The 15,875-nt window shown below is 59.0% G+C and carries 15 protein-coding genes and 1 pseudogene; 10 read left to right on the forward strand and 6 right to left on the reverse strand.

What is annotated here, in order from left to right; translation table 11 throughout:
• Positions 1 to 24: 24 nt before the first annotated feature.
• The 4 genes from ACZ9BX_RS33165 to ACZ9BX_RS33180 all read right to left on the reverse strand — a co-directional run bounded on the left by ACZ9BX_RS33165 (position 25) and on the right by ACZ9BX_RS33180 (position 3,096).
• Positions 25 to 573 (reverse strand): M10 family metallopeptidase C-terminal domain-containing protein, encoded by a 549-nt coding sequence (locus ACZ9BX_RS33165; RefSeq protein WP_476222567.1) that lies wholly within the window; start codon positions 571 to 573, stop codon positions 25 to 27.
• Positions 500 to 1,789 carry a polysaccharide lyase family 7 protein gene (locus tag ACZ9BX_RS33170; RefSeq protein WP_476222569.1) on the reverse strand — a complete coding sequence of 430 codons (1,290 nt, stop codon included), beginning with the start codon at positions 1,787 to 1,789 and terminating at the stop codon, positions 500 to 502. Before ACZ9BX_RS33170 ends, ACZ9BX_RS33165 begins: the two co-directional genes overlap by 74 nt.
• 647 nt (positions 1,790 to 2,436) lie before the next feature.
• On the reverse strand, positions 2,437 to 2,652 hold the full coding sequence (locus tag ACZ9BX_RS33175; RefSeq protein WP_476222571.1) for a type II toxin-antitoxin system HicB family antitoxin: 216 nt from the start codon (positions 2,650 to 2,652) through the stop codon (positions 2,437 to 2,439).
• An 81-nt stretch (positions 2,653 to 2,733) separates the two neighbouring features.
• The gene (locus ACZ9BX_RS33180) at positions 2,734 to 3,096 is read right to left on the reverse strand and encodes a type II toxin-antitoxin system HicA family toxin (RefSeq protein WP_476222572.1); all 363 of its coding nucleotides are present in this window, start codon (positions 3,094 to 3,096) and stop codon (positions 2,734 to 2,736) included.
• Positions 3,097 to 3,150: 54 nt separating this feature from the next.
• Between ACZ9BX_RS33180 and ACZ9BX_RS33185 the strand changes: the two genes are divergently transcribed.
• The gene (locus tag ACZ9BX_RS33185) at positions 3,151 to 4,941 is read left to right on the forward strand and encodes a flagellin N-terminal helical domain-containing protein (RefSeq protein WP_476222573.1); all 1,791 of its coding nucleotides are present in this window, start codon (positions 3,151 to 3,153) and stop codon (positions 4,939 to 4,941) included.
• A 533-nt stretch (positions 4,942 to 5,474) separates the two neighbouring features.
• The gene (locus ACZ9BX_RS33190; protein WP_476222575.1) at positions 5,475 to 5,945 is read left to right on the forward strand and encodes a GNAT family N-acetyltransferase; all 471 of its coding nucleotides are present in this window, start codon (positions 5,475 to 5,477) and stop codon (positions 5,943 to 5,945) included.
• Between the two features lie 19 nt (positions 5,946 to 5,964).
• Here ACZ9BX_RS33190 and ACZ9BX_RS33195 read toward each other — a convergent pair.
• Positions 5,965 to 6,060, reverse strand: a pseudogene (locus ACZ9BX_RS33195) (IS5/IS1182 family transposase); the annotation flags it as partial.
• Positions 6,061 to 6,480: 420 nt separating this feature from the next.
• Here ACZ9BX_RS33195 and ACZ9BX_RS33200 point away from each other — a divergent pair.
• Entirely contained in the window at positions 6,481 to 7,146 is a 666-nt protein-coding gene (locus ACZ9BX_RS33200; protein WP_476223110.1) for a nitroreductase, read from the forward strand.
• Between the two features lie 83 nt (positions 7,147 to 7,229).
• Positions 7,230 to 7,802 carry an NADPH-dependent FMN reductase gene (locus ACZ9BX_RS33205; protein ID WP_027509821.1) on the forward strand — a complete coding sequence of 191 codons (573 nt, stop codon included), beginning with the start codon at positions 7,230 to 7,232 and terminating at the stop codon, positions 7,800 to 7,802.
• A gap of 56 nt (positions 7,803 to 7,858) precedes the next feature.
• Here ACZ9BX_RS33205 and ACZ9BX_RS33210 read toward each other — a convergent pair whose 3' ends face one another.
• Positions 7,859 to 8,095, reverse strand: coding sequence for a hypothetical protein (locus ACZ9BX_RS33210; protein ID WP_476222577.1), 237 nt, complete (start codon positions 8,093 to 8,095; stop codon positions 7,859 to 7,861).
• A 303-nt stretch (positions 8,096 to 8,398) separates the two neighbouring features.
• Between ACZ9BX_RS33210 and ACZ9BX_RS33215 the strand changes: the two genes are divergently transcribed.
• From ACZ9BX_RS33215 to ACZ9BX_RS33240, 6 genes are all read left to right on the forward strand, one after another.
• Positions 8,399 to 10,021, forward strand: a complete 1,623-nt coding sequence (locus tag ACZ9BX_RS33215) for a putative bifunctional diguanylate cyclase/phosphodiesterase (protein ID WP_476222579.1) — start codon at positions 8,399 to 8,401, stop codon at positions 10,019 to 10,021.
• A gap of 82 nt (positions 10,022 to 10,103) precedes the next feature.
• A complete protein-coding gene (locus ACZ9BX_RS33220) occupies positions 10,104 to 10,619 on the forward strand; it encodes a DUF6438 domain-containing protein (protein WP_476222580.1) in 516 nt (171 codons plus the stop codon).
• A gap of 645 nt (positions 10,620 to 11,264) precedes the next feature.
• Positions 11,265 to 11,762, forward strand: coding sequence for a Csu type fimbrial protein (locus ACZ9BX_RS33225; RefSeq protein ID WP_476222582.1), 498 nt, complete (start codon positions 11,265 to 11,267; stop codon positions 11,760 to 11,762).
• A gap of 25 nt (positions 11,763 to 11,787) precedes the next feature.
• Positions 11,788 to 12,507 (forward strand): fimbrial biogenesis chaperone, encoded by a 720-nt coding sequence (locus tag ACZ9BX_RS33230; RefSeq protein WP_476222583.1) that lies wholly within the window; start codon positions 11,788 to 11,790, stop codon positions 12,505 to 12,507.
• Positions 12,479 to 14,893, forward strand: a complete 2,415-nt coding sequence (locus ACZ9BX_RS33235; RefSeq protein WP_476222584.1) for a fimbria/pilus outer membrane usher protein — start codon at positions 12,479 to 12,481, stop codon at positions 14,891 to 14,893. The genes ACZ9BX_RS33230 and ACZ9BX_RS33235 overlap by 29 nt, the downstream gene beginning before the upstream one ends.
• Before the next feature lie 14 nt (positions 14,894 to 14,907).
• A complete protein-coding gene (locus ACZ9BX_RS33240; RefSeq protein ID WP_476222586.1) occupies positions 14,908 to 15,849 on the forward strand; it encodes a Csu type fimbrial protein in 942 nt (313 codons plus the stop codon).
• The last annotated feature ends 26 nt before the right edge of the window (positions 15,850 to 15,875 follow it).

Consider the following 15,875-nt stretch of genomic DNA (forward strand, 5'->3'; position numbering starts at 1 on the left):
GACAGTGCGACCACCTATTGTCCGTCAGAAGATAAAGTCACTGCTTTGAAGCTGAACGACGCCATCGACGTGGATCGAAAAGTCCGCAGTCCCATCCCCATTGATATCGCCGTAGATATAGGTCTCGGACCCTGTATTGACGTAGCGCAACTCGCCGACTTTCTCTGAGAATGCTCCAGTCCCGATGAAATCGAAGGCTTGACCGCCATTGACGGCGGTGTTCGCATCGATCACGCTGAGATTGATTATATCGCCTTCAGCCTGAGAAAACTGGTAGATGTCGTCGCGACCGATGGAGGTTAACGTCGACGGATCGAGCCAAGTGAAGACGAAGGTGTCGGCGCCTGTCCCGCCGTAGAGATTGTCAGCGCCTTCATCGGCATAAAGTCGGTCGTCGCCGGCCCCTCCGTAGAGCGTGTCGTCGCCGTCGCCGCCCACCAGCTTGTCCGATCCTGCGTCGCCGTATAGCTTATCATTATCGCTATAGCCATAGAGCGTATCATTGCCAACTCCCCCCGACCAACCTGTCAGCGCCGCCCTGGCCCACGAGCATGTCGTCACCGTCTTGGCCATAAAGCCGGTCGGCGCCTTCACCGCCATAGAGCCGATCGTTATCCCCGCCGCCACTGAGGATGTCGTCGCCCTCACCTGCAACGATCGTGTCGGCACCGGCGTCACCGCTCAGGTCATCGATACCTGCCCCACCGTAGACGATATCGTCCCCGTCGCCGCCGGTGATCGTATTCGCGCCGGCTTCGCCCTTGAGTGTGTCGTTACCGGCACCGCCATCGATTGTGTCGTTACCGGCACCGCCGTAGACGATATCATCGCCCGCCCCGGCGGAAACCACATCGGCGCCGTCCTGTCCCTGGAGCTTGTCAGCGCCAGAGCCACCCACAATCCTGTCGTCGCCGGCGCCGGCGCGAACTACGTCATCGCCACCATAGCTGTAGATGACGTCAGCAAGCTCACCGCCTGTAAGCACATCATTGCCGATCGTACCGGTTGAATCTGCCGAGTAGTCGCTCGTGCCGTCATCGGCTGTCACGGTGCTCACCAGGCCGCCCAACCCGTCTCCTGTTTCGTGAGAAAAATCAAACCCATAAAATGATACCTGGCCAGCGCCGGTACTGTTCGTCTCATTATTTCCCAGATAGGCACCCGCCTTGAAGTAGAACTGGTCTCCGTCCCAGACAGAACTGACCGCTGTGACCGACTTGTAAGTGTACCCGTCGGCATAGACGATGACCGTCAGCGTATCGCCCTGGACGTCAATCTTGTAGGAGAACTGCTCCCCAAGGGAAACTTGCGGCGTGTCGCCGTCCGCATTGGTGAGCTCGAATTTCAAAGAATCGTTGCCGTCTCCGCCCTTGTCGCTCTTGAAATAGACCTCTCCATTGTCCCAATAGAGCCTGACCAGTTCCTCTTCCGAACCATGAATCTGGCCGACGACGATACGCCCATCCGCACCATCCGTCGTTTGCGGCGCCTCATCGACCTTCAAGGTCGCGGTCATAGTGCCTCCTTCATCTACGCTCCAGGAGGCTAACGAGTGACCATCCATCTCGCGCAGCTCCGACCTCGCGCAGGTTGTACCCTTGGTCAAGGCGCCGTCAGTGATCGCGCGAAACACCATCGCCCCATCGTCGGCTGTATAAAAATAGGACGAATGTTCGAAACCCGTGAGATCTAGAACCTCCAAAGCCGTACCAACAGTTGCACCGTCCTCGTCGATCGGCAGGCAGAGTTTCCAGCTCACTAAATCGAAGTTATCGGAATTTGTCGCCACTAACTCGTCCTCAAAGGGGGGATAATATCTCGTCTCATCAGGAACTTGGGTCTATGCGGTCATCGAGACTGTTCGTCGAAGCTAACAAAATCTGAGAGCGCTTCGGTACGAATGATCTCCGACGAAAGAGCTGAAACCGCTCCATCAATCGTTTTGCTTGCCCTACTATGCAGGAAGAAATGCTACGGGAACGTAAAGGTCACCGCGAGGGCCTAACATTGCAAAGGCCCATGCCGAGCATAGCGGTGCCTTGTGTGGCCGGAGGCGCAAAAGCCCCAATCAGATGAATAAGGAGATTGAGAAAGGTAAGGTGCCGAAAGGAGTGAATGTGTTGACACCGGTAAAATCAAGCAAACTCACGTGCACTTCAACGACGGATGCGCCCCCGGAAGGACACTACACGGGCATGGGACATGGCAGGTATTCGGCGCAGCCGCCGCGGCTGCAAAGCTGATGCGGCTTGACGCGAGACAGTGGCGCAAACAATTGCGATCGCCGCGGCCAATGCGCCAGTCGCCTCATGAAGACGGTTGCGGCGAATCCATCCGATGCGAATAGCCCATATTTTGCCGGCCCTATGATGCGGGCAAAACGCAGCATCACCTCATATGCTACCCTTCGCGATAGGGCTTGTTCCAGCGCCCGCGTTACCACTTGTTGAGGCTCACGCCTTCGCGCCGTGCGGCGCTCGACAAAGCCTTGTGCACGCTCGGTTCGGTCCGGACGACGAATTGGCCGGAAAATGGCTTCTCGGGTTCCTCGCCGCGTTCTTTGCAGCACGCCAGATAATCCTCTACGGAATCCGCAAGAGCTTTCGTCAACTCCATAGCCGAGCTGCCTTGAAAGGTGATGACATCGCGCATGTCGATGACTTCGCAGTGGAAGATTTCGGCATCTTCGTCAAACTCAACAACAGCTTCGTAGCCCTTATAGTTGCATTGTGGTCATGGTTGTATCTCCGCTTCGAGCAGGAAGCGCCGGACGGATTTCACCGCTCCTTTGTCGATTTCCTTTTGCGGGTGCGGCCGATGACATACTGCGCGCACGCCGTTGAGAGAGACCCGCACCCGCGACCCCTGCCCTTCCGTGATTTCTGCCCCACATGCGGCAAACAATGCCTCAATATCGCCAGGCAATCCCGGCACGAACAGGGTCAGCAAACACACGGCTTCAAGGTGGACGGTCGAACGTCGATCAAGGAGCCATTTCGAAGCCGCGGTCGGATCCTCGCGCCAGCCATTTCTTGGCGACAACTGGTTAGACTTTATTAACCATGTCCACGCAATTTCATCATCCATAAGGTGCATGAAGCGTCGATTCCATTCCTACTTCAGCCTCCGGTTTCGTTTTCAGGATCGTCGATGTCTTCCGTCACGACAAATGTCGCATCGATTGCCGCGCTTCAGACACTGCGACTCATCAACTCGAGTTTGCAGAATACCGAGGGACGAGTCTCCTCCGGCTTAAGGGTTGGAACGGCCTCGGACAACGCTGCTTACTGGTCGATCGCGACCACCATGCGTTCGGACAGGGCGGCAGTTTCGGCGGTGCGAAATGCACTCGATATCAGCGCGAGTGTCGTCGACATGTCATATGAGGCAATGGCACAGGTCAAAGACGTCCTCAGCGAGATGCGGGCCAAGCTCGTCACGGCAAAGGATGACAGCGTCGACAAGTCGAAGATACAGGATGAGATATCACAGCTCGCGCAACAGACGCTCAGCATTGCGGCGGCGGCTTCCTTCAATGGAGTGAACTGGCTGTCCACCGATATCCACGATCTCTACGAAGCCCTCCCCAAGGACCGGTCGGCAAAGTTGACGTCATCATTCGTGCGCAGCGCCGACGGCGCAGTTTCGGTTGGCACGACGATGTTCGATCTGATCAACGCGTCGCTGTTCAACAGCGAGGGAGACGGGATCCTCCAGGGCGATCCACGCAGTCCAGGGACGATTGGTGGCATCCGGCCGTACGAGAATTGGCTGACCCCGGACATCGGAAATGACTATCAGCCCAACTACCCCGTCCCGGGCATGCCTGCGACCCTCCTGCAATACATCCCTTACACGGTGGTTGGCGACGACGATGTTCCCACGCCAATAGTATTTTCAAACACCGACGCGATAACCTTCGACATCACGATCGACGGCGACGACCCGTCGCAAGGTTTGGCCGGCCCGCTCAATCCCGGCGTCACGACGACTGGCATTACGATCGACTATGCTCTTGTCAATTCGATCGCGGGCGGGGCGATCGACAATGCGACGGAAATGGTCGCGGTGCTGAATGCTGCCTTTCAGGCAAAAGGAATAGACACTCTGGTTACCGCATCCCGTCCGATGATCCACCCACTGGGTGCCCCGCCCTACCCCGATCCTGCTCACTATGAGATCACGACGATGGAGAACTCTGGTCTCGACGGGTCACAGGTTCAGATCTCGAACTTCTCCTCGACCATCAATCTCGGAAGTCTCGGCGACGCCAATAGCTACGGGATCCTCGGATCGCTCATCCCTCTGACCTTCGAACCATTCAAGGTGTTTAAGGACGTCGCGATCGATTTCACTTTCGGCGTCAACGGTGAACCCACCGAAACACATACGATCGACCGAAACACGGTCAATTCGATTCTTGGAACGACGGACGGATGGGTCAATACGGCTGACGACATGGTCACGATCTTGAAGGCGCTCATCACCCGTCCGAACACGATCATCGAGGCGAACGGTTCGAGCATCCTTATCCGGTCCGATCCACTCGACGACCGACTGAACGGCGGAAAAACCCGCATCGGATTTACCGACATGTCCGTCAACGTCGAGCCTATCCCGGAAATGGGTGTGCTGGACATCGACATCGACAAATATCCCGGTGCCGTGGGCTCGTATCTGAACAGCGTCGACATAATGCTCGCGCGCGTCACGAGCGGAACCGCCGCGCTTGGCGCACTGAAGAAGCGGATCGACATCCAGGCGGACTACACGGAGACGCTGATCGACGCGATCAGCTCCGGCGTAGGGCGACTGGTCGACTCGGACATGGAAGAGGAGGCTACCAGGCTGGGCGCCCTTCAGACCCAACAGCAGCTCGCACTCCAGTCCTTGTCGATCGCCAACGGTGCGCCGCAAGCTCTCCTCAGCCTGTTCGGCTAGTGCTAGTGCCGGTAGAGGGCCGCGCGAAAGCAGCGCTTCCAAGGTCTGCCCGGGCGGCTGGCTTCGAGGTGCGCGGGCTGTCCCGGGAAATGATGGTCGCGATGATCAAGGAATCCGGCAAGCCGACGCCGCCAAGCCTCGGTGAACGGCTCGGGATCGTTCGTTAGTCAACGCATGCCACAACCGTTCCAGACCCGCATCGAGCGGCCGGGAACGGAGCGAGGGGCGCCCTGACGCCCCTCCCCAACCACGGTCGCCGCCCGTTTCCCGGTGTGGCCGGCCACTCCGGTGCGGCCGGCCACTTCAGCTTATTGTCGTTGTCGCAGTCGAACACCGGAGCCAGGCCGTCGCCTTCTCCCTTGGGCATCAGGCGGCGGCTTCGACCCCGGCCATGCCCTAGGATTTTTCCCACCATGGTGACGATCTCGTGCTAACCTCAAAGCGGTTTGCACTGGAACTGCCGAAGAATGTCGAGGATCAGCCTATACCATCGGTTGGCGACACGTGCCGATATGCCGGCGCTGGCTGTGCTGATGAACGCCGCCATCGGTGAGCTTCAGAAGCCATTCCTCACAGAGGAGCAGATCGCTTCGAGCCGAGCAATCATGGGGCTCGATACGCAACTCATTGATGATGGAACGTATTTCATTGTGGAGCAAAGTGGCGTCTTGGCCGGTTGCGGCGGATGGAGTCGGCGCGCAACCCTCTACGGCGGCGACCGTTCACCCGGGCGCGATGCAGCGCTGCTTGATCCGACGAAAGACGCTGCGCGCGTGCGTGCCATGTATACACATCCCAGCTTCATCCGCCGAGGCGTGGGTCGTCTAATCCTCACGCTATGCGAGGACGCCGCCCGCGGCGAGGGCTTTACAAGTGTCGAGCTCATGGCAACGATGGCCGGCGAACCGCTCTATCGGGCCTGCGGCTTTGAGGCGGTTGAAGAAGTCGTCGACAATAGAGGCGGAGCGGGCGTGCCACTGTTGCGGATGAGGAAGGCATTGTGAATGATCGGCGGGGTCGCACTCATAACCAGTAGCTGACGGTAGCTGTGAGGCAGACGGCGGCATGGAAGTTCGTCGCCGATCGATCGTACCGAGTGGCGATGCGGCGGAAATCTTGTCCCGTTCGAGGGCAGCGGGAAGCAGCGCTTCTGAGGTCTGCATCCGCGACCCGGTGCCGATCGACCTCTTGCGGAAAGCATATATCTGCTCAGATTGTTCGCAAAATGCCGTCCGCTCCTCGCTCGAGAAGCCTAATCCGTAAGCGCCAAGCTGAGGCCGTCCAGGGGCGTAATTCCAGGCCGGGATGCAGTGGCGCGGGAGTCCCGCGATGCTTCGCTCACATGCCCCTCAAACGCATCGATCCCTGATATACGTTTGATGTACGCCTCCTAGACCACGGTGTGATTACGCCTCCATTGCGAACGGAGATAATGGATCACATCAGGAACGGAACAGTCAGGAGGGGCCGACCATGAATATGAACAATACCTCATACCCCGGCAGACCGGAACCGACGGCCGGCAGCATGGAGCCGATCATGGACGTATATGAGGCAGTCACAAGCCGACGGGCGGTGCGCGGATTCAAGGACGAGCCTGTGAAGAGGGAGGTGCTTGAGCGTGTGCTGTGCGCCGCAGCTTGGTCGCCGTCAGGATCGAACATCCAGCCGTGGAACATCTACGTGATGACCGGCGCACCGCTGGCAGAGCTGAAGACATCCGCCGTCGAGCGCGTGGCTCATGGCGACCCCTGGGACAAGCGGCAGTACGAGATGTATCCGGCCGTGCTGAAGTCCCCCTACGGGGAGCGCCGATCCGCCTTCGGCAAGGAGCGCTACAGCGCGCTCGGCATAGCGCGCGAGGACTGGGAGGCGCGCCAGCGGGCAGCAATCGCCAACTGGAACTGTTTCGGCGCGCCCGCCGCCCTGTTCTGCTACATCGACCGTGACCTGGGCCTACCCCAATGGGCCGACGTCGGCATGTATCTGCAGACCGTCATGCTGCTGCTCCGCGCGGAAGGTCTGCACAGTTGCCCGCAGATGGCGTGGTCGCAGGTTCGCGAGACGGTCGCGGAGGCCCTGTCGCCGCCGGACGGGCTCATCCTCTTCTGCGGCATGTCGATCGGGTACGAGGATCCGACGGTAAGTTACGCCCGTACAGGCCGCGCCCCGCTCGACGAGACGGTCACGTTCCTCGGCGATTAGTGACTTGCGATCAAAGGACAAGAGACCCCTTCTATGTTCTTGCGTATAATACGTCCTTATCATGCCAGATATTGGAGAATGCCATGACCACGCATAAAGTAGGCTATCTCATTGGCAGCCTTGCCAAAGGATCGATCAACCGAAAGCTCGCCAAGGCATTGGTGCGGTTTGCCCCGCCGGAACTTGAAATGTCGGAGATATCCTTCAAGGACCTGCCGCTCTACAGCTACGATTATGACGCCGACTACCCTCCGGCTGGCAAGGCATTCAAGGCAGCAATCGCGGCCGTCGACGCCGTGCTGTTCGTCACGCCCGAATACAATCGATCCATACCCGGCGGGCTGAAAAACGCAATCGACTGGGCGAGCCGCCCCTACGGCACCAATTCGTTCACACGTAAGCCATCAGCGGTGATCGGCACGTCGCCGGGCGCGATAGGCACAGCAGTCGCCCAGCAGAATTTGCGCAGTGTGCTCAGTTTCTGCAACTCTCCCCAGATGAATGCCCCGGAAGCCTATATCCAGTTCACACCGGGGCTGATTACCGATGACGGTGAGGTCACCAACGACACCACCGCCGATTTCCTTCGCACTTTCATGCAGGACTTCCATGTCTTCATCGCAAGGGTTCGCTCAGTGCTGCCGAAAGATGCCTAGCGCATCGGCCAAAATCGGAATCGATTTTCGGAAGCACGATGCGTAGATTCAAAAGCCTAATCTCCGTAGTAGTAGATCGGCTCCCGAGTGAGTTCGCCCTGCCCGATATGCCGATACAGTTGCTTGCCGAAGATCCAGAAGGCGATCGTCTCGGTCCTCATGCAGAAGACGTAGTCGCCGTCTCTCCAATACGTGGCGGCCGACGAAGAGAGAGGAAACAGATAGTCGCCGGCCTCATAGAAAACTGCCCTGTCCGATTCACAGTCATAGAGGTACCTCTCCTGAGCAGCCACGTGATCCTCCCGACAACCGTCCCTGAGACGCCTACCAATGCTTCAGGCTTCGCGGACACCGCTCGCCGGCGGTGGTCGACCGACTCGAGCCCGAACTGCAAAGCCCATTCCAATAGAGCTTGCTTATTTAGGATTTTTCAACATGCCGAAGGGTAGAATTTGTTACCTTCTTCTCAATCAACGCTCGCTAGTTGTTCTTTTGGTAACCACAACGAGATTTGATTGCAAAAATCTGCGGCAGCATGTTAGCAATGTCTCAACATGACTGATGCGGGAATGAGAGATTCTAATCTGGCTGCGTCTATGCAAGGTCAAGCTAGTGAATTTGTTTCCTATTATGGGAATAGCCTAAGACTCGTAAAATGCTCTGCAAAGGTTGCCCAGGCCTACAGAATCGTAGGCGCGGGAGATGCGACCCTTTGGCAGGTCTATCCAGAGCTGCTGGTTTCCGATCGCAAGCCGTTTGTCGAAGCCGTGCTTGCCGGCGGCCTCCCGCGCAATATTGCGATTGAACCTGGCGCGTCCGATGAGGACCGCAATCTTCTCCTTTTCAGCACAGAGCGCGGACTCGGCGTCATCGAGACGCGAAATCAGGTCGCGCTTTCGCAAGCGTCGATTGCAGATACAGATCGGGCTCTGCTTCTCTATCAGGCCAGACACGACGCTTTGACGGGATTGCCCAACCGCCGCCAGTTCAGCAGCGATCTTGCGACAAATCTTCCGTTGCCTGGCGGGCAGAAGCTTGCACTCATGCAGATCGATCTCGACGACTTCAAGCCGGTCAACGACACCCTTGGGCACGGCGCCGGCGATATCGTACTGAAGATGACGGCCGAACGAATTCAAACAGTACTCCGCAATGGGGAGACCGCCTACAGGCTCGCCGGCGATGAATTTGCCGTCATCCAATGCCATGACGATCAGCCTGCTGAAGCCGAGCGGCTGGCCGAATCGCTGGTCCATGCGTTCAAAGAACCGTTCACCATCGACGGGATCGATGTCTTTGTAGGTGCAAGCGTCGGAATCGCCGTTGCGGCAAATGACGGAAACGACGGCGAGCAATTGATGAAGGCCGCCGACATCGCTCTCTACGCTGCGAAGAACGATGGACGCGGCCGTGCGCGGACATTCAACCGCTCGATGCTCATCATGCTGGAGCAGCGCGAGATGCTGAGGCGCAGCTTGCGTGTCGCGCTCCAGGAAGGGCAGTTCTTCATTGAATACCAGCCGCTCATCGAGCTGCCGGAAGGGATCGTCGGCTTCGAAGCTTTGCTGCGGTGGCGTCATCCCTATGCTGGAGTCATTCCGCCGAACCTTTTCATTCCCATGGCCGAAGCTGACGGCCTGATGGGAGAAATCGGCGAGTGGGTGCTGGAAAACGCCTGCCGCCAGGCGACAACGTGGCCGCCGCACTTCATTGTTGCGGTCAATCTTTCCCCGGCCCAGTTCCTACTCGGTGGTTTCACCGATCGCGTAGCGGGAATCCTTGACGAGGTCGGACTCGCCGCCGATCGGTTGGAACTCGAGATAACGGAAACCGTCTTGCTTGAGCGCGTGACCAACAATCTTGACACGCTCAACACACTCGAGGTCCTGGGCATCCGGATCGCGCTCGACGACTTCGGTACCCGATATTCGTCCCTGAGCTACTTACAGAACTTTCCGTTCGATACGATCAAGATCGACAAGCACTTCATCAACGATGTCGAGACGAACCGGAACAGCCAGACGATCGTGCGCTTCATCATCGGGCTTGCTCATGGATTGGGGATGCGGGTCACTGCCGAAGGCGTCGAGACTGTCGGCCAGGCGAGCTGGCTAGGCAGACGGAAATGCGACCGGCTACAGGGAAACCTCTTGGGCGCCCCGATGCCTGCCGAAGCCATCGGGGATTTCTTGCATCATCCATCGCTTGCTATTTTGTAAAGAAGATCGAAGTCTGGATCTGCTACACCGCGCCGCGCTTTTCGGCACGCGAGTCCATCAAGGCTGATCTTATGGAGTTCCCATGATGAAGATTGTAGCAATTACGTTCGCTGCGGCAACGGCGGCCGCTGTTGTCATGACGCCCGCGGCAGCGCAAGCCCTAGTCAGTAGCATCATTGTCGAACGCGGCCCATGTCTTGGGACATGCCCTGTTTACCGTTTGCAGGTGGACGCCGCGGGGGCGGGCCTGTTCGAAGGGCGGCGATTCACCACTGCGCTCGGCAAGCACCGCTTTGTCGTCACTCCGAAGGCATGGGCGGCCTTTCAGGCAGCCCTTGCGCCCTATCGTCCGGTCGGCACCGAGGAGATCACCGTCGGTCATCCCCGCTGCAAGCGGATGGCTACGGATCATCCATCCGTGTCCGTCACCTGGCAAAATGGAAAGGGTACCGATCGCCTCAGCTTCAATTTTGGCTGCCGCGATCCGAAGAACGCTGCCATGGCACACGCTCTTGCGGAAGCACCCGATCTCTTGCCGGTCGCCGACCTTATCGAGCGAATTCGCCTGGACGAAGGTGAGTTTCACGGCCGCAGATAGAACCTCAATGGCGCGGACCGGGTAACCCTGTGAATGCCTCGACTCAAGATTCGCCAAGGTGACGCTGTCATCGGTGCCGATCGCGCGATGGGAACGCGCCGCCATGAGCGCCAAGCAAAATCCTTCCGTACACAGAGATTGTGTTTGCCGGAACAACGGGAGACAAGCAATCCAGCGATCGGAGGGCGTCCTTCCAAATATTCCTGACGTCATTGTCAAACATCATCGATTCCAGGCAAGAACGCCTCGGACTTTCCGCTCAATCGGCGGGGAACGAATAGCTGTTACAAAGGTAGAATTTCCTCTGGCGGCGTCGTGCCGCGGCTAAAAACCTGCGCAACCACTGAACCTGGAACCTCATTGGAAAAAAGCCAAGAACAACGGCAGTGTATCTGCATCCAGACGTCCTTCTCGCAACTGCGAAAATTGTCCCGGATTTGAAGTAACTGTTCGGTTCCCACGCACTCGCTGCCCACGATATATTTCTAACATGGGAGATATATTTATACACGCATAGATAGTGCCTCCCAATTTCAGCCGCTCCTTCGCCACGATATCACCCTATTTGCCAAAATCGGTCTTATATGCTTGATTTTATGGGGTTTGGGGGCAATTTCGTTGTGTACTTGAAGAAAGGAAACACGGATGCTGAAAGCGTTACGCGGCGCCGCACCGGCCGGCCTCGCACTACTCATACCCATGGGACCCGCCCTTGCTGCAACCGCAACGGGCAATATGACCGTCCGCATCACAATCCAGGCCGAATGCAGGATCCAAACCGCCAGTGATCTCGATTTCGGCACCGCGGGCGTTATCGACGCCAACATCGACCAGACGAGCACTATTGGCGTTCAATGCACGTCCGGGCAGACCTATAATGTGGGCCTAAGCGCCGGTGCGGGCGCCGACGCAACCACAGCCGTCCGCAGGATGACCGGACCCGCCGCGGCGACTCTTGATTACACGCTCTACCGCGATACGGCGCGAACCCAACTGTGGGGCGTCACCATTGGGACTGATACGGTGGCGGGTACGGGGAACGGTGACGTGCAAAATCTGACCGTCTACGGCCGGGTCCCTCCGCAAGTCACACCGGCCGCCGGTGTCTATACCGATACGGTAGCGATTACCGTTACCTACTGAACTCTTCAGCCCCCGGAGGCTCGCCATGCGACGGATGCTCTCATGCATTGCCGTGACTGCGCTCTTGTCTTTGACTGCGCCTATTGCAAACGCCGCCTCGCTGAGGGTGGCTCCGACCAATCTCGACCTCGTCGCGCCCGACAGCGCCGCCGTGCTCAACCTGACAAACGACGGTGATCATCCGATCAATGTCCAGGTCCGCGTCTTTAAATGGAGCCAGACGGACGGCGCCGAGCAGCTCGAACCGACCACGGACGTGGTCGCCAGCCCGCCAGCCACGAAGATGGGTCCACACGCCGAATACGTGGTTCGGGTGGTTCGGACCAGCAAGGCACCTGTCCGCAAGGAAGAGACCTATCGCGTCATCGTCGACGAGCTGCCGGATCCTTCGCGGGAAAAAGCCGGTACCGTGACCCTGATCATGCGTCACTCGGTTCCCGTCTTTTTCCGGAACCCCGACGCCAAAGCTCCCGATATCACGTGGAATCTCAGCCGACGCGGCGGCAGCCTGTTCCTGACCGGCACGAACAACGGCGACAGTCGCTTCCGTCTCTCGAACGTGACCCTCAAGCAGGGGGCCACGAAGGTGGGCGGCCGCAGCGGCCTGGTCGGCTACGTTCTTGGCGGTGCGACAATGCAGTGGCCGGTCGCCAGTGCAAAATCCCTCTCCAGCGGGAGCGTGACGTTGCAGGGCCAGAGCGATCTGGGACCGTTCGATGCCAACATCTCAGTTAAGAAGCGCTAGCGTCGGGATCGTCGTTGCGGGCACCATTCTTTCTGTCTCGGCGCTGAACGCGCAAGAAGTTCCAAACGAGCCGGCGGCGACCGAAATCGGTGAGACGCCTGCCGACGTGCGCGACGTCCTGCTTGAAGTGTTCATCAACGACGCGTCGATGAAGATGATCGGCACCTTCCGGCAGCAGCCGGACGGGTCGCTTGCTGCGACGGCCGACGAACTTCGCCAGGTGGGGATCAAACCGCCGACAGGCGCATCCGACGATGAACTGGTCGAGTTGAACGATCTGAGCGATCTGTCGTACCGGGTGGACGAGGAGGGCCAACGGCTTTACGTGACCACGACGAATGACGGCCGCGTGGCACGTGTGATCGACGTCGCGCAAAAGCAAAAGAGCGAGGTCCCGGACGCGCAGGCTGGCTACGGTGGTGTGCTCAACTACTCGCTGTTTGCCAGCTCAAATACCTTGTTCGAAGACGACGTGAACATGTTTCAAGGAGTATCGGGATCGTTCGATGCACGGCTCTTCAGCCCCTATGGTACGCTGAGCCAGTCGTTCCTGGCCGGCTATTCGGACGGGGAACTTGACGGCATCACCCGTCTCAACACGACCTGGAGCTATTCCGATCCGAAGAGCCTGATGACGTATCGGATGGGCGACTTCACGACCGGCGGACTGTCCTGGACCAGGCCTGTCTATTTCGGCGGTATTCAGGCGCAGCGCAATTTTGCATTGCGTTCCGATCTGGTGACCGAACCGCTTCCAGCATTCGAGGGAACGGCGGCGGTTCCCTCGACACTCGAGATCTACAGCCAGAACGTCCGGACCTACTCTGGCGACGTTCCGGCCGGACCGTTTCAGGTTACCAACCTCCCCGCTTTCGCGGGCTCGGGGGAGGCCCGCGTCATCCTGCGCGACAGCCTCGGCCGCGAAACGACACAAACGCTGCCATTCTATTCCTCGAACCTGCTTCTGCGGGAAGGCTTGCTCGACTTCTCCGTGGAGGCCGGCGTTCCGCGCCGCAACTTCGGAATTGAATCGGACGATTACGACGACCGCGTCATGGGGGTTGCCACGGCACGCTATGGGCTGACCGACTGGCTGACCGTGGAGAGCCATTTCGAGGGCGGCGAGGATGTGCTCAACGGCGGTGTCGGCGCCGCCTTTCCGGTGGGCCCTTGGGGTGTGGCTTCGGTCGCCGTGGCAGGAAGCACGAGCGACGCGGGCTCGGGCGCGCTTTTAAACGCCTCTCTGGAATTGAGCAACGGCGACTGGTCGGTCTACGCGCGCATGCAGCGCGCCTTCGACAATTACGACGATATCGCGTCGGTCACGGCAGAGCCGGTGTCCAACAATTCGGGGGAATTGCCGGTGTTCAGCGCGGGCGTCCCGCGCGCGCTCGATCAGGTGACTGTCAGTGTTCCGGCACCCCTCGACCTCTCGAGCCTCAACTTCTCCTATACTCGCCTGGAAAGTGCCGACGGCGAAAAGAGCCAGATTGCCGGCGTCTCCTACAGCCAGACCTTCAAGCGAGCGACATTCTACGCCTCGGCCTTTGCCGATCTCGAGGACAACGACAGTTTCGGAGTCTTTGCCGGCCTTTCGATTCCGCTCGGCGACAATATTTCCGCCAATACCGGCGTCGAAAGCGGGCCGGACGGGTTCAATGTCGTTGCCGATATTTCCAAGTCCGAACAGCAGGAAGACGGCGGCATCGGCTGGAGGGCGCGCACGTCCGAAGGAAAAGTTTCCAACCGGGAAGCCGCGATCAGTTACCGCGCCCCCTTTGCAAGATTCGAAGGCGGCGTCCAGCAGTATGACAGCGATTTCCGTGCCACGGCTCAAATGGACGGCGCCGTTGCTGTTGCCGGCGGCGGCCTCTTTGCCACCAACCGCATCGACGACGCCTTTGCTATTGTCGATGTTGGAACGCCGGACGTCGATGTCCAGCAGCAGAACAGGCCCGTCGGCAAAACGAACAGCAGCGGTCGGATCATTGTGCCGAACCTCAAGTCCTATGAGCCGAACACGGTGTCGCTCGATCCCAAAAACCTGCCCGTCGATGCCGACGTGCCGGCGACCAGGGAGGTCGTCGTGCCCGCAGACCGTAGCGGCGTCGTCGTCAAGTTCGGCGTTTCCGATGCACCGCAAGCCGCGCTCGTCACGATCGAGGACCAGAATGGAACGCCCCTTCAGGCGGGCCTCAGCGGCAAGCTGCAGGGCGCGAACGACGAGTTTGTCATCGGCTATGACGGCCAGACCTATATTCGCGGCCTCGGCGACCGGAACTCGATCGACGTCACGCTTAGTGACGGCAGCAGATGCCATGCCGAGTTTTCCTACAAGCCTGACCCGGGAAAACAGGTTGTGATTAACGATGTGAAATGCCTATAACCAAGGAACGATGGATGCTACGCGCGGTCGGTCTCTTGCTTTTCTTAATGCTGCCAACTTTGTCCTTTGCGCAAAGTTGCAGCTTCAGCACCTCGAACATGAACTTCGGCGCTGTCGACACCTTGTCCGGCAATCGGGTCAATTCGACCGCGACGATCAGCGTCAATTGCACCGGAACACCGCTGCAGCGCATCCTGCTCTGTCCCAACCTCGCCGCCGGCAGCGGGGGCGCATCCTCGGCGGCGGCCCGGCAGATGCTGAGTGGAGCTAACCCCCTGAACTATCAGCTCTACGCCGATTCCGCCCGGAGCGTGATCTGGGGCTCCTATAGCTGGGCATATGCCGCCCGTGCGCCGGCCTTTGCGCTGACGATGAGCGCCGTCGGGACCGGCTCGGGCACGATTACCGTCTATGGGGCGGTATTGGGAAGCCAGCCAGCGGCTACGACTGGAACTTACCTCTCGAATTTTTCCGGAACCCACGCCCCGTTCCGATATCGCTACACAACCAACAGCAACTGCAATGCAGCCTCGGGAACTTCGGCCACGACGTCGTTCAGCGTCAATGCGAGTGTTGCAGCGAATTGTCTCGTCGCAGTACAGAATATCGACTTTGGCACCAGAGGGGTGCTCAACGCCGATGTCGACGCCACTGGTTCCGTTACGGCGACCTGCACGCCTGGAACGACCTATATGATCTCCTTGAACGGCGGCACGACGAACGCAGCACCGACGGCCCGCAAGATGTCGAGAGGACCGGAAACCGTCACCTACGGCCTCTACAAGGACGTGGATCGCTCGCAGCCGTGGGGGGATGCGACCACACCAGGCAGCACAGTCGCGGGAACCGGAAACGGCGCGGCCCAAGTCCTGACCGTCTATGGACGCGTGCCTCCGCAGGACACGCCCAACCCCGGCACCTACACCGATACCGTGGTCGTCACGCTGACCTATTGATGCGAGACGGCGATGCTTGAACAAGC

This window comes from Rhizobium sp. USDA 3886, assembly GCF_056279785.1.